The sequence below is a fragment of the Candidatus Pelagibacter sp. PS_10_02 genome (assembly GCF_059418005.1).
On record NZ_CM182076.1, the window covers coordinates 189,895 to 203,188 of the forward strand.

General features: G+C 30.0%; 13 protein-coding genes. 12 read left to right on the forward strand and 1 reads right to left on the reverse strand.

The features are described from left to right. Positions 1–53 precede the first annotated feature (53 nt). The 12 genes from tolQ (at position 54) to AC5SL1_RS01105 (ending at position 12,409) form a co-directional block, all read left to right on the forward strand. Positions 54–728 (forward strand): protein TolQ, encoded by a 675-nt coding sequence (gene tolQ / locus AC5SL1_RS01050; protein WP_494573347.1) that lies wholly within the window; start codon positions 54–56, stop codon positions 726–728. A 1-nt stretch (position 729) separates the two neighbouring features. Further along, positions 730–1,146, forward strand: a complete 417-nt coding sequence (gene tolR / locus AC5SL1_RS01055) for a protein TolR (protein ID WP_494573348.1) — start codon at positions 730–732, stop codon at positions 1,144–1,146. Between the two features lie 5 nt (positions 1,147–1,151). After that, positions 1,152–1,961 (forward strand): cell envelope integrity protein TolA, encoded by an 810-nt coding sequence (tolA, locus tag AC5SL1_RS01060; RefSeq protein WP_271516384.1) that lies wholly within the window; start codon positions 1,152–1,154, stop codon positions 1,959–1,961. Position 1,962: 1 nt separating this feature from the next. Next, positions 1,963–3,303: a Tol-Pal system beta propeller repeat protein TolB gene (tolB, locus tag AC5SL1_RS01065; RefSeq protein ID WP_494599954.1), complete on the forward strand. Its 1,341-nt coding sequence runs from the start codon at positions 1,963–1,965 to the stop codon at positions 3,301–3,303. 87 nt (positions 3,304–3,390) lie between these two features. After that, positions 3,391–3,867, forward strand: a complete 477-nt coding sequence (gene pal, locus AC5SL1_RS01070; protein WP_271516389.1) for a peptidoglycan-associated lipoprotein Pal — start codon at positions 3,391–3,393, stop codon at positions 3,865–3,867. A 97-nt stretch (positions 3,868–3,964) separates the two neighbouring features. Next, complete coding sequence (gene ybgF / locus AC5SL1_RS01075; protein WP_494586741.1) at positions 3,965–4,948, forward strand: tol-pal system protein YbgF; 984 nt, start codon at positions 3,965–3,967, stop codon at positions 4,946–4,948. Continuing rightward, on the forward strand, positions 4,908–5,954 hold the full coding sequence (tilS, locus tag AC5SL1_RS01080; RefSeq protein ID WP_494599956.1) for a tRNA lysidine(34) synthetase TilS: 1,047 nt from the start codon (positions 4,908–4,910) through the stop codon (positions 5,952–5,954). The genes ybgF and tilS overlap by 41 nt, the downstream gene beginning before the upstream one ends. Positions 5,955–6,014: 60 nt before the next feature. Beyond that, complete coding sequence (gene ftsH, locus AC5SL1_RS01085) at positions 6,015–7,913, forward strand: ATP-dependent zinc metalloprotease FtsH (protein WP_494580180.1); 1,899 nt, start codon at positions 6,015–6,017, stop codon at positions 7,911–7,913. 6 nt (positions 7,914–7,919) lie between these two features. Next, on the forward strand, positions 7,920–8,972 hold the full coding sequence (gene folP / locus AC5SL1_RS01090; RefSeq protein WP_494599958.1) for a dihydropteroate synthase: 1,053 nt from the start codon (positions 7,920–7,922) through the stop codon (positions 8,970–8,972). Beyond that, positions 8,972–10,303 (forward strand): phosphoglucosamine mutase, encoded by a 1,332-nt coding sequence (gene glmM / locus AC5SL1_RS01095; protein WP_494599960.1) that lies wholly within the window; start codon positions 8,972–8,974, stop codon positions 10,301–10,303. Before folP ends, glmM begins: the two co-directional genes overlap by 1 nt. A gap of 1 nt (position 10,304) precedes the next feature. Then, entirely contained in the window at positions 10,305–11,117 is an 813-nt protein-coding gene (gene thiD, locus AC5SL1_RS01100) for a bifunctional hydroxymethylpyrimidine kinase/phosphomethylpyrimidine kinase (protein WP_494599962.1), read from the forward strand. Then, positions 11,117–12,409, forward strand: a complete 1,293-nt coding sequence (locus tag AC5SL1_RS01105) for an adenylosuccinate synthase (protein WP_494599964.1) — start codon at positions 11,117–11,119, stop codon at positions 12,407–12,409. The genes thiD and AC5SL1_RS01105 overlap by 1 nt, the downstream gene beginning before the upstream one ends. Here the strand turns inward: AC5SL1_RS01105 and rpoH are convergent. Beyond that, positions 12,406–13,287 carry an RNA polymerase sigma factor RpoH gene (rpoH, locus tag AC5SL1_RS01110; RefSeq protein WP_494599966.1) on the reverse strand — a complete coding sequence of 294 codons (882 nt, stop codon included), beginning with the start codon at positions 13,285–13,287 and terminating at the stop codon, positions 12,406–12,408. The genes AC5SL1_RS01105 and rpoH overlap by 4 nt on opposite strands. Positions 13,288–13,294: the final 7 nt, after the last annotated feature.

Consider the following 13,294-nt stretch of genomic DNA (forward strand, 5'->3'; position numbering starts at 1 on the left):
TTTAACTTTAATAAAGTCAAATTCATGACACATTTTAGTGTGAAAGCTTAATAATGGAAGCTGATATTACATCACAAGCAGTAGGACTTGCATCAAATACTGATTTTTCGTTATGGAGTTTGTTTTTAAGAGCAGATTTTATTGTAAAATCAGTAATACTTACGCTTATTGCCTGCTCTATATATTCATGGGCTATTATTATCGAAAAATTTAAATTATTTAAAAAAATAAATATAGAGTCAGAGGAATTTGAAGAAAAATTTTGGAGATCAAAATCTGCAGAAACTTTTTATAATAGTTTACCAGCTAATTTAGAAAACCCTATGGCTTTATTATTTAAGGAAGCTATGCAAACTTTATTAAAAGCTAAAAATAAAGCTAATTTAAGTGACAGAATGAGTGGAATGCTGGAGGTTAGTATTGAAAAACAAATATCAAAAATTGATAAAGGTTTTACTTTTTTAGCAACAGTTGGTTCAACGGCACCGTTTATTGGTTTATTTGGAACTGTTTGGGGAATAATGAATTCATTTCAATCAATTGCCATTTCAAGAAATACTAGTTTAGCAATTGTAGCACCAGGAATAGCTGAAGCTTTATTTGCAACTGCATTAGGTTTGTTAGCAGCGATTCCAGCAGTTGTTGCTTACAATAAATTTAATTTAGACTCAAAAAAATATTCACAAAAATTAGAAAATTTTTCTAAAAGATTTTTATCAATAATTTAAAATGGCTTTTAAACTCAATCGTTCATCAAAAGAGCCTATGAGTGAAATAAATGTTACTCCTTTTGTGGATGTAATGTTAGTTTTGTTAATTATATTTATGGTTACAGCTCCATTGTTAACAGTCGGAGTACAGGTCGACTTACCTGAAAGTTCTGCAGACACATTACCAGAAGAGCTTGAACCATTAACACTATCTATTAATGCTAAAGGTGAGATATTTATTCAAGAATCAAAAGTTGATTATGATAAAATAACAGCAAAGATTTTAGCTGTATCGAAGAATAGAACAGATACAAGAATCTATGTCAGAGGAGATAAATCAATAAATTATGGTAGGGTTTTGGAGATAATGGGAATGTTGTCTGGGTCTGGTTTTACTAAAGTAGCATTGATTTCTGAACCATATAAAGAGAGGTAGTAAAAGTGAATAGAAATATATTTATTTCTTTTGGGTTTCATATACTTCTTGTATTAATTACTGCCATGAGTTTACCTTTCTTAGCTAAAAAACCAATTGATTTACCACCGATTGTTTCAGTTGAACTAATTCAGATTACAGATAAAACAAATATTCCATTTGCACCTAAAGCAAAAAAAATAATTGAAAAAGTTAAAGAAAAAGAAAAAAAACTTGTCTCTGAACAAGCCCCTCCAAAAGCAGTTAAAAAAGACAAACAAGATGCAATACCTTTACCTGATGAAAAATTAGAAAAGGTTAAAGAAATTAAAGAAGACAAACAAAACCCTGAAAAAGTTGAAACAGAAATTAAACAAGTTTCAGAATTTGAAAAAAAAGATTTATTTGATCCAAATAATATTGCAGCCTTAATTGATAAATCTAAAGTAGAAAGTGCTGAAACAAACAAAAAAAGCAATGAAATAAGCCAGGATCAAGATAAGAATATAGAATTTGGTGGTTTAACACTAAGTGAAGAAGATGCTCTAAAAGCACAAATATTTGGATGTTGGAGTATTCCTTTAGGATTACCTTACAACGAAAATTTACTAGTTAGAATTAAGTTACAATTAAAGCCAGATGGATCTATTGTAGATTCCGAAATTCTTGATCATGCTAGAATGAATAAACCAGGACAAGGATTTTATAAAGTTTTAGCAGAAAGTGCATTGAGAGCAGTAAAACTATGTCAGCCTCTTAGAGTACCTAGCACTGGATATGAGAGATGGAAAGAGTTACAATTAAATTTTGATGCAAGAGAAATGTTAGAAGGATAAAATGCTATATAGATATTTATTAATATTACTGATCATATTTCCAATTAAAGCAATGGCTTTGATAGAAGTTGATATTACGAGAGGAAACTTGAGCCCTCTTCCTGTTGCTGTTTCTCCACTTTCAATCGATGATAATTCTAAAGAAAATTTTAAAAAAATTTTAAAAAAAGAAAATTTAGGAGCTGAAATATCTTTAATAGTTGAAAATAATTTAAAACAGACAGGCCTTTTTAATCCTTTAGATAAAAATGCATTTCTTCAAAAACCTGATATTGCAAATTTAAAACCTAGATTTGAAGATTGGAATTTAATTAAAGCACAAGCATTAATAACTGGCAAAGTAACTTTTGTAGAAGATAAATTAAGAGTTGAATTTAGACTGTGGGATATTTTAGCTGGAAAAGAAATGATGGCATTAGCATTTACTACTGTTCCAAGTAATTGGAGAAGAGTTGGTCATATAATTACAGATAAAGTTTATGAGCGTCTAACAGGTGAAAAAGGATATTTTGATACAAGAATAATTTATGTAGCGGAAGAGGGGTCAAAAACTAATAGAATAAAGAAATTAGCTATTATGGATCAAGATGGTTTTAATAATAAATTTTTAACTCTAGGGAATGAGTTAGTTTTAACACCAAGATTTAGCCCAACTAATCAAATGGTTACATATCTTTCATATTTTAGAAACTTACCAAGAGTTTACTTACTAGATATTGAAACGGGAATGCAAGAGGTAGTTGGAGATTTCCCAGGAATGACATTTGCACCAAGATTTTCTCCAGATGGAAAAAAAATTATAATGAGTTTTGCTCAAGATGGAAATTCAGATATTTATACAATGGATTTAGAGAATAGAATTGTTGAAAGAATTACAAATCATCCTTCAATTGATACCTCCCCTTCTTATTCTCCTGATGGAAAATACATTACTTTTAATTCTGATAGAAGCGGTTACCAACAAATTTATATAATGGAAAGCAATGGAAAAAATGTTAAAAGAATATCTTTTGGCAACGGTCTTTACGGTACGCCAGTATGGTCTCCAAGAGGGGATTTAATTGCATTTACAAAGCTGCATAAAGGAAAATTTTATATTGGAGTAATGAGAACAGATGGAAGTGGTGAAAGATTATTAACTGAAAATTTTTATCAAGAGGCACCATCATGGTCCCCAAATGGAAGAGTATTAATATTTTATAGAGAAACTAAAACAAACGCAAAAGGAGAGGGATTTTCTGCTAAATTGTGGTCTATAGATTTGACAGGTTATAACGAAAGATTGATTGAAACAGAAACAGATGCTTCAGACCCATCTTGGTCATCTTTATTAACGAATTAGCTGTAATTAAGCTTGATTTTTAACTTGAAAGGTCTAATTAAATATGAAAAAAATAACGAATTACAATAAATGGACTAAGGAGCAATAATGAACTTAAGCAAGATTTTAAAAAATACATTTTTGATTTTAATAGCAAGTTTAGTGCTATCAGCATGTGCAACTAAAAAAACAACAGGTCAACTTCAAGGTGATGTTTATACGGGAACAGATTCAGTAGAATATTTAGCCTCAGGTGTTCCTGACAGAGTTTTCTTTGCAACAAATGAAACAGTACTTACAACAGCTTCAAGAGATACTTTAAGAAAACAAGCTGCATGGTTAAGAAAAAACTCAGATATTAATGTTGTATTAGAAGGTCACGCAGATGAAAGAGGTACAAGAGAGTATAACTTAGCATTAGGCGAAAGAAGAGCTAATTCAGCAAAAGATTATTTAATGACTTATGGAATTTCTTCTGACAGAATTTCAGTATTAAGTTATGGTAAAGAAAGACCTGTAGACTCAGGATCTAATCCATTGGCTTGGTCAAAAAACAGAAGATCGGTTACTGTTAAAGCTAATTAAGTTAGTTAAATAAATTAATTTATAAAAGACCCTATCACTATTTAATTAGTGAATAGGGTCTTTTTTTTGCCATCATTATAATTACAAATTAGACTTTATGTTAAGTTATAAAAAAATATTTCACATCAAGGCCCTAGCTTTATTTATTTTATTTTCAAATATTACGTTGGCTGATAATCATAATTTAAATGAAGTATTAGAACTAATTCAAAAAGATTTAAAAACACTTGAGAAGGCAGTTTATTCAGGATCAATCAATACAAGCAGTTTAAGTAATCAAGAAAATTTTGATCAAAGTTCGGAAGATGTTCTAACAAGACATTTACTAAAACTATCAGATATTGAAAATCAGTTTCAAGAATTAACTAACAAATTTGAAGAAATTAATTTTAAGCTTGATAAATTATCAAATAGACTTTCTAAAGTTCAAGCTGATAATCAAGTAAGATTTCAAGAAGTTGAAAATGCATTATCATCAGGAGAAGTAAATCAAAAATTAACATCTAGACCAAAAGAAACAGTGGAAAAAGTTTTACCAGGCTCTTCACAGCCACAAGATTTGGGCTCAATTTCTTATAAAGATAATGAAGACCAAAATACTACACAACAAATTCAATCTATTGAAACAACCTCTTCAATAGTAACAGAAACTTTTCAGGCAGAACAAACAATACTGCCAGATGATATACCTGAAAAACAATATGAGTTTGCAACAAGTTTTTTAAAAGTGGGAGATTATAATACCGCTGAGCGAGCTTTTAGAGAGTTTGTATTAGCTAATCCAGAAAATGCTTTAGCAGGTAATGCACAATATTGGTATGCTGAAACTTTTAGAATTAGGCAGCTTTATACAGATGCTGCCTCAGCTTATTTGGAAGGTTATCAAAAATATCCAAAAGGTGAGAAGGCTCCTATAAATTTATTAAAACTTGGTGTATCAATGGTACAGATAGGTGAAAAAGAACAAGGATGTAAGATGATTGAAGGTGTTGCAAAGCAATATCCTAAAGCCAATCAATCAGTATTACAAAAAGCTAAGTATGAATCTAAAAAATTTGAGTGTGAAAAACAAAACACGTAGTCAGATTCTTGAATACTTAAATAAAAAAAAAATTTCTAGAATATATAAAAAGTTTGCAGCATCTTTGCAGGTTGAAGAAAACCTAGCCGTGGCTGTATCAGGAGGCCCAGATAGTCTAGCTTTAGCATATTTAGCAAAATGTTATGCTATTAAAAAAAATATAAAAATATATTACTTTATTGTTGATCATAGACTTCGAAGTGAGTCATCTTTAGAGGCCACAAATATAAAAATTTTTTTAAAGAGCATTGACATAAATTGTGAGATTTTAAAATGGAATGGAAAAAAACCAACTAAAAATATTCAAGCTATAGCAAGGAATAAAAGATATTCATTATTAATTAATCAGTGTAAAAAAAAAGATATAAAACACTTATTGTTAGGACATCACTTAAATGATGTTTTAGAAAACTTTTTAATCAGAATAGTTAGAGGAAGTGGATTAAATGGATTAATTTCATTCAATAAAATTAGTAAATACAGAGATCAAAATATTAATATTTTAAGACCACTTCTTGATATAGAAAAAAAAGATTTAATTTATATCACAAAAATTATTTTTAATTTTTATGTTAATGACCCATCTAATAAAGATGAAAAATATAAAAGAACAAGAATTCGAAACTTATTACACTCTTTAGAAAAAGAAGGTTTGGATATTAAAAAGCTTGAACTAACCATTAATAATCTTAAAGACTCAGATAGATCAATTAAATTTTATGTGGATAGAAATTTAAATAAGAATTCAAAGTTATTGAATAAAGATAAAACTTACATTTTAAACAAATTTTTTTTTGATCAGTCACATGAGGTAATTTTTAGATCTTTAACAAAAATTATTCAAATTATTGGAAGAAAATATTATCCTGTTAGGGGAAAAAGTATTGATGAAGTAATTAATGCCATTAAACAAAAATCTTTTACCAAGTTAACATTGGGTGGCTGTTTTATTGAAAGGATTAACGAAACTATATTAATATCCAGAGAAAGCGTGCATAAAGTCTGAATTATGTAACAATTTGACACTTGTTTAATTAGCAATAATTATTATCTTAAGGTTATGAACATGAAAAATTTAGCAATGTGGGCTGTAATTGTTTTTCTAACAATTGGACTTTACAATATGTTTAAAAACCCACAGGCTAGCATGGGTGCAAATAATGCAATTATATTTTCAGAATTTTTAACTGAGGTAGAAAATGGTGGAGTTGTAAAAGTTGAAATACAGGGCAACAATATAAAAGGTGTTTTTTCTAATGGAGACTCTTTTTCAACATATTCACCTAATGATCCTAATTTAATTGAAAAACTGTCTAGTAAAGGAGTAAGTATTTCTGCAGCTCCAATAGAAGATAAAATGCCATCTCTTTTTGGTATTTTATTATCCTGGTTTCCAATGTTGTTATTAATAGCTGTTTGGATTTTTTTTATGAGACAAATGCAAGGTGGAAAAGGTGGCGCAATGGGCTTTGGTAAGTCCAAAGCTAAAATGATGAATGAGTTAAAAGGAAAAGTAACTTTTAACGATGTTGCTGGAGTTGAAGAAGCAAAAGAAGAAGTTGTAGAAGTTGTAGAATTTTTAAAAGATCCAAAAAAATTTAGTAAGTTAGGAGGTAAAATCCCTAGGGGGTGTTTGTTGGTTGGTCCTCCAGGTACAGGAAAAACATTACTTGCAAGAGCTATAGCAGGAGAAGCTGGGGTTCCTTTCTTTACTATTTCAGGTTCAGATTTTGTAGAGATGTTTGTTGGTGTTGGTGCCTCACGAGTTAGGGACATGTTTGAACAAGGTAAGAAGCATTCCCCATGTATAATTTTTATTGATGAAATAGATGCTGTAGGAAGAAGTAGAGGAGCTGGTCTTGGTGGTGGAAATGACGAGAGAGAGCAAACATTAAACCAATTATTAGTTGAAATGGATGGATTTGACACAAACGAGGGTGTCATAATTATTGCGGCTACTAACAGACCAGATGTTTTAGATCCAGCCTTATTAAGACCAGGAAGATTTGATAGACAGGTAGTTGTTTCAAATCCTGATATTATTGGTAGAGAAAAAATTTTAAAAGTACATGTTAAAAAAATAAAGATGGCTCCAGATGTTAACTTAAGAACTATTGCAAGAGGAACACCAGGATTTTCAGGGGCTGATCTTGCAAATTTAGTTAATGAGTCAGCTTTGTTAGCAGCTAGAAAAAATAAAAGAATAGTAACTCTTGATGAGTTTGAAGAAGCCAAAGATAAAGTAATGATGGGTGCCGAAAGAAGATCAATGGTTATGACAGAGGATGAAAAAAAATTAACAGCCTATCATGAAGGTGGGCATGCACTTGTGTCTTTTAATATGGAAGGCTATGATCCAATACATAAAGCAACAATCATACCAAGAGGAAGAGCCTTAGGAATGGTAATGAATTTACCTGAACGAGACAAGCATGGGTATTCAATTAAGTTTTTAAAAGCTAGAATGGCTGTTTGTTTTGGTGGAAGAGTGGCTGAAGAAGTAATTTTTGGAAAAGATAATATTTCAACAGGAGCTGGTGGTGGAGCTGGATCAGACATAAACCAAGCCACACAATTAGCTAGAGCGATGGTAACAAAATATGGAATGACAGAAGAATTAGGACCCGTAGAATATGGTGAAAATGAAGAAGAGGTCTTTTTAGGCAGATCAGTAGCTAGAACACAAAGTGTATCAGAAGCTGTTGCTCAAAAAATAGATAAAGAAATAAGAAAACTAGTTGATGAAGGGTACAATAAAGCAAAAGAAATATTAACAACCAAGGTTGATGATCTGCATAAAATTGCAAAAGCACTTTTAGTTTATGAAACATTAACTGGTGAAGAGATAGACAACCTAATAAATAAAAATATATACCCAAGCAACAAAGAAGATTTAAAAGTGGAAGATGATGATAAAGACTCTGCTTTAAGCTCAATGGGTCTTAAGCCAAAAATAGTTCATTAAAAATTAATGAAAAAATATTACACAAGAGCGTGTAATTTTACTCATGGAAAAAAATCAGTTAATCTTGTAAAGAAAAAAATTAATTTATCATTAAGAGGAAATAATAAAATTTCATTTAATGAAATTGAGATAATTTCTAGAAATTCAAAAAAAACAATTCAGATAAAAGATGTTAAGAATTTACCAAAATTTTTAAGAAATAAAGTTACAAAAGATCTTTCCATCATTACTAAAAAGAGTAAAAATTTTGCTAATCTTAATTTAAATAATATTCCAAATTTAATGGGTGTGTTAAATTTAACACCAGATAGTTTTTCTGATGGAGGAAGATTTAATAAAAAAAATAGAGGCGTAGTTCATGCTATGAATTTATTTAAATTTGGATCAAATATTATTGATGTAGGTGGTGAGTCAACAAGACCAGGGTCACAAACTGTAAGCAATGCAAGAGAATGGAAAAGAATTGAAAATACTATTAAGAAGATAAGTAAAAAATTGCCAATATCATTAGATACCAGAAAATCAGAAATAATGAAGAAAGGAATTAAACTTGGAGTTAAAATTATAAATGATATTTCAGGGCTAGAATATGATCAAAAAACAATTGAGATCTTAAAAGATTATAAAACACCATTTGTTATTCATCATTGTCAAGGGACACCAGAAACAATGCAAATTAAACCAGTCTATAAAAATGCACTATTAGATATCTATGATTTTTTTGAAAAAAAAATAAAACTGTTAAGAACGAAGGGTATAAAACATAATAATATTATAATTGATCCAGGTATAGGTTTTGGAAAAAATTTGAAACATAATATGAATTTAATAAGGAATATTTCTATTTTTCATACACTTGGTTTTCCTATATTAGTGGGTGTGTCAAAAAAAAGATTTATCAAAGAAATTGCAGGCATAAATGATACAGAAAATAGAACTGGGGGAACAGTTGCTTCGTCTCTTTATTTAGCCTCACAAGGGGTGCAAATTTTGAGAATACATGACGTAAAGGAATTAATGCAAAGTATAAAAGTATTTAAAAACATAATCCAAAAATAATGACAAAAAAATATTTTGGCACAGATGGCATCAGAGGATTAGTTAATAGCAAGAATATTAATGGTGATATGTTTTTCAAGTTTGGATTAGCATCAGGAACATATTTTAAAATTCAAAAAAAAACAAAACAATTAGCTATTATTGCAAAAGATACTAGGTTGTCAGGTTATACACTTGAGCCTGCTTTAGTATCGGGGTTAGCTTCAGCAGGCATGCATGTTTATACTTTGGGTCCCTTACCAACGAATGGTCTTGCAATGCTAACAAGAAAAATGAAGGCCAATATGGGCATTATGATAACAGCTTCACATAATCCTTATTCCGACAATGGTCTAAAATTATTTGGACCAGATGGTCTAAAATTATCTGACAAAATTGAAAAAAAAATAGAAAAATTAATTGATAAAAAAATTGATAACAATTTAAGTCGACCACAAAAATTAGGGAGAGTTAAAAGACTGGAAACAGCAAATGATGAATATATTAAGATTTTAAAAAAAAATTTTCCAAAGGATTTTAACCTTATAGGTTTAAGAATCGTAATAGATTGTGCAAATGGAGCTGGCTATAAAGCAGGTCCAGAATTATTAAAATCCCTTGGAGCAAAAGTGTTTACAATTGGTGCAAAACCAAATGGATTAAATATTAATAAAAATTGTGGTTCAACACATCCAAATAAAATTAAAAATGCAGTAAAAAAATATAAAGCACATCTTGGTATTTCTTTAGATGGTGATGCTGATAGAATTATTTTGTGTGATGAAAAAAGTAATATCATTGATGGAGATCAAATAATTGCAGCAATAGCTCTAAGGTGGAAACAAAAAAAAATGCTAAAAGGAGGTGTGATTGGTACTCTAATGTCTAATTATGGTTTAGAAAAATTTTTTAAAGGAAAGAATATAAAATTTATAAGAGCAAATGTTGGGGACAGATATGTAAAAGAAAAAATGCAAAAATATAATTTTAATCTTGGAGGTGAACAATCAGGTCATATTATTTTAGGTAAATTTGCAACTACAGGAGATGGTTTGTTGGTTGCTTTAGAAGTATTATTTTCTCTAAGAAAAGGGAAAAGGGCTAGTAATTTTTTTAATACTTTTATTAAAACTCCACAAATCCTAGAAAATATTGAAGTAAAAGATAAAAATATAATAAATAATATCGATGTAAGAAGTTCTATTAAAAAAGCTGAAAAATTAATAAAAAATCAGGGAAGAATCCTAGTTAGAAAGTCAGGAACAGAATCTAAAATAAGGATTATGGGAGAAGGTATAAATAAAAAACTTTTACTGAATTGTTTAGAAATTATTAGGAAAAAAATAAAATAAATTGAAACCTAAAGCAAAAATATTGATAATTGCTGGATCGGACTCTTCTGGTGGAGCTGGCATTCAAGCTGATATTAAAACAGTCACTGCTCTAGGATCCTATGCCATGACAGCAATCACAGCAGTTACAGTTCAAAATACCACAGGTGTAAAATCAATAATCCCAATAAATCCAAAAGAAATATCTAAACAAATAGAATTTACTTCAAAAGATATTAGGCCTGATGCAATCAAGATTGGCATGTTGCACTCTTCTAAAGTTATCAAGTCTGTTATTAAATCTTTAGACATAATAAAAGTTAATAAAATTATTTTAGATCCAGTTATGGTAGCCAAAGGAGGTGCAAAGCTAATTGATAATGAAGCAATAAAATTACTAAAAAATAAATTGATTAAAATGGTTAGTTTAATTACTCCAAATATTCCTGAAGCAGAAATCTTAACTAATACAAAGATTAAAAGTAAAGAAGATATGATTTATGCAGCAAGCAAGCTATTAAACCTTGGTGCTAAAAATGTATTTATTAAAGGGGGGCATCTAAATTCTAAAATAGTCCAAGATATTTTTGTTAATAAAAAAGAGATTATGATTTTTAAAAACAATCGAATTACAACTAATAATACACATGGAACTGGTTGCACTTTATCTTCAGCTATTACTTCATTTTTTGGATGTGGAAAAACACTAAAGAAATCTTGTGAGCTTGCAACTAAGTATGTAAATAATTCAATTAATTCTAAGATTAACTTTGGTAAAGGCCATGGACCGATTAACCATTTAAGCTCGATAACAATAGAAAAAGAATTTAGATAATGAGAAACGTTGTAGTTGTTGGATCACAGTGGGGAGATGAAGGTAAAGGAAAAATCGTTGATTGGCTGTCAGACCAAGCAGATGTTGTAGTTAGATTCCAAGGCGGACATAATGCGGGGCATACTTTAGTTATAGATGGAGTCACGTATAAGTTAAGGTTGTTACCTTCTGGAATTGTAAGAAAAAATAAAATTTCAATTATTGGCAATGGAGTTGTTGTTGATCCCTGGGCATTATTGGAAGAAATTAAAGAAATTAAATCTAAAGGTGTTGAAGTTAATATAGATAATTTTATAATTTCAGAATCTGCTAATTTAATTTTACCATTTCACAGAGAAATGGATGAGATAAGAGAAGATGCTGCTGGAAAAGGAAAAATTGGAACTACAAGAAGAGGAATTGGCCCTGCTTATGAAGATAAAGTTGGAAGAAGATCAATTCGAGTTATGGATTTATTGTCAGAGAGTAATCTTGATCATAGATTAGAAACTGTACTTTTACACCACAATGCAATTAGAAAAGGCCTAGGTAAGAGAATCTTTGAAAAAGATAAACTCAAAGCGGACTTGTTAAAAATTGCACCAGAAATACTTAAGTTTTCTCAGCCTGTATGGCTTAGAATTGATGAATTCAAAAAACAAAAAAAGAAAATATTATTTGAAGGCGCACAAGGAATTTTACTTGATGTTGATCATGGAACATATCCCTTTGTAACATCCTCTAACACTGTAGCTTCTAGTGCTGCGACTGGAACTGGTTGTGGACCAAATTCTATTCATTATGTTCTTGGTATAACTAAAGCTTACACAACAAGAGTAGGTGAAGGTCCTTTTCCTACTGAGTTAACCGATGATATTGGAGAATTACTTGGGTCAAGAGGAAAAGAATTTGGTACTGTTACAAGCAGAAAAAGAAGATGTGGTTGGTTTGATGGGGTCTTAGTAAGACAAACAATTAAAATTTCAGGAATAGATGGTATTGCACTGACTAAATTAGATGTTTTAGATGAATTAGATGAAATTAAAATGTGTGTTGAGTACGAATTGGATGGAAAAAGAATGGATTATTTGCCTGCAGCCGTTGAAGATCAACTAAAAATAAAACCAATTTATAAAACTTTTCCTGGATGGAAAAGCTCTACTCAAGGAATAAAAAATATTGAGGCTTTACCCGAAAATGCAAAAAAATATATTTATGCGCTAGAGGACTTTATTGGAACTAAGGTTTCAAGTATTTCGACAAGCCCTGAACGAGAAGACACTATTCTTTTAGAAAATCCTTTTGAAGTTTAGTTAACAGGTAGTAAATTTTTTGATTTAGCAGATAACAGCATGTGTTTTTGAAGTTTCTCAAAAGCTTTATTCTCAATTTGTCTAATTCTTTCTCTACTAATTTTATACTTTTTACTTAAGTCTTCCAGTGTAGTAGGTTCATCATTTAATCTTCTTGAATATAAAATTTCTCTTTCTCTTTCATTTAATATTTTTATGGAGTCTTTTAACAAAGCTTGTCTTTGAACCATCTCTTCTTGATGAGCAAATTTTAAATCATGATCTAATTCTTTATCAACCAACCAATCCTGCCACTCATCTCCATCCTCACCAACTTGAGCATTAAGAGAAAATTCTTTACCTGACAGTCTTCTATTCATTGAAACTACTTCATCTTTGCTAACATCAAGTTTATTTGCTATTTCATTTACATGTTCTGGTCTTAAATCACCTTCAGATTGAGGTGCAATTTGATTTTTAATTTTTTTTAGATTAAAAAATAATTTTTTTTGAGCAGTTGTTGTTCCTATTTTTACTAGGCTCCAAGATCTTAATATATATTCTTGTATAGATGCTTTGATCCACCACATTGCATATGTAGCCAATCTAAAACCTTTTTCTGGTTCAAATTTCTTTACAGCTTGCATTAATCCTACATTTCCTTCAGAAATCATTTCATTTACTGGAAGACCATATCCTCGGTATCCCATTGCAATTTTTGCAACAAGTCTAAGATGACTTGTTACTAACTTTTCTGCAGATTTTATATTTCCTGTTGCCTTCCAATTTTTTGCTAACATATATTCTTCTTCAGCCTCGAGCATAGGAAACTTTTTAATTTGCTCAAGATAAGCGGATAGACCACCTTCGTTAGAAAGTGTTGGCAGGTTGTTATTCATAGTAGTG

Excerpts from the sequence above, each read along its gene's own strand:
- tolQ (WP_494573347.1), top strand. The coding sequence starts at position 54 with ATGGAAGCTGATATTACATCACAAGCAGTAGGACTTGCATCAAATACT.
- tolR (WP_494573348.1), top strand. The coding sequence starts at position 730 with ATGGCTTTTAAACTCAATCGTTCATCAAAAGAGCCTATGAGTGAAATA.
- tolB (WP_494599954.1), top strand. The coding sequence starts at position 1,963 with ATGCTATATAGATATTTATTAATATTACTGATCATATTTCCAATTAAA.
- pal (WP_271516389.1), top strand. The coding sequence starts at position 3,391 with ATGAACTTAAGCAAGATTTTAAAAAATACATTTTTGATTTTAATAGCA.
- ybgF (WP_494586741.1), top strand. The coding sequence starts at position 3,965 with ATGTTAAGTTATAAAAAAATATTTCACATCAAGGCCCTAGCTTTATTT.
- tilS (WP_494599956.1), top strand. The coding sequence starts at position 4,908 with ATGAATCTAAAAAATTTGAGTGTGAAAAACAAAACACGTAGTCAGATT.
- ftsH (WP_494580180.1), top strand. The coding sequence starts at position 6,015 with ATGAAAAATTTAGCAATGTGGGCTGTAATTGTTTTTCTAACAATTGGA.
- folP (WP_494599958.1), top strand. The coding sequence starts at position 7,920 with ATGAAAAAATATTACACAAGAGCGTGTAATTTTACTCATGGAAAAAAA.
- glmM (WP_494599960.1), top strand. The coding sequence starts at position 8,972 with ATGACAAAAAAATATTTTGGCACAGATGGCATCAGAGGATTAGTTAAT.
- AC5SL1_RS01105 (WP_494599964.1), top strand. The coding sequence starts at position 11,117 with ATGAGAAACGTTGTAGTTGTTGGATCACAGTGGGGAGATGAAGGTAAA.
- rpoH (WP_494599966.1), bottom strand. The coding sequence starts at position 13,287 with ATGAATAACAACCTGCCAACACTTTCTAACGAAGGTGGTCTATCCGCT.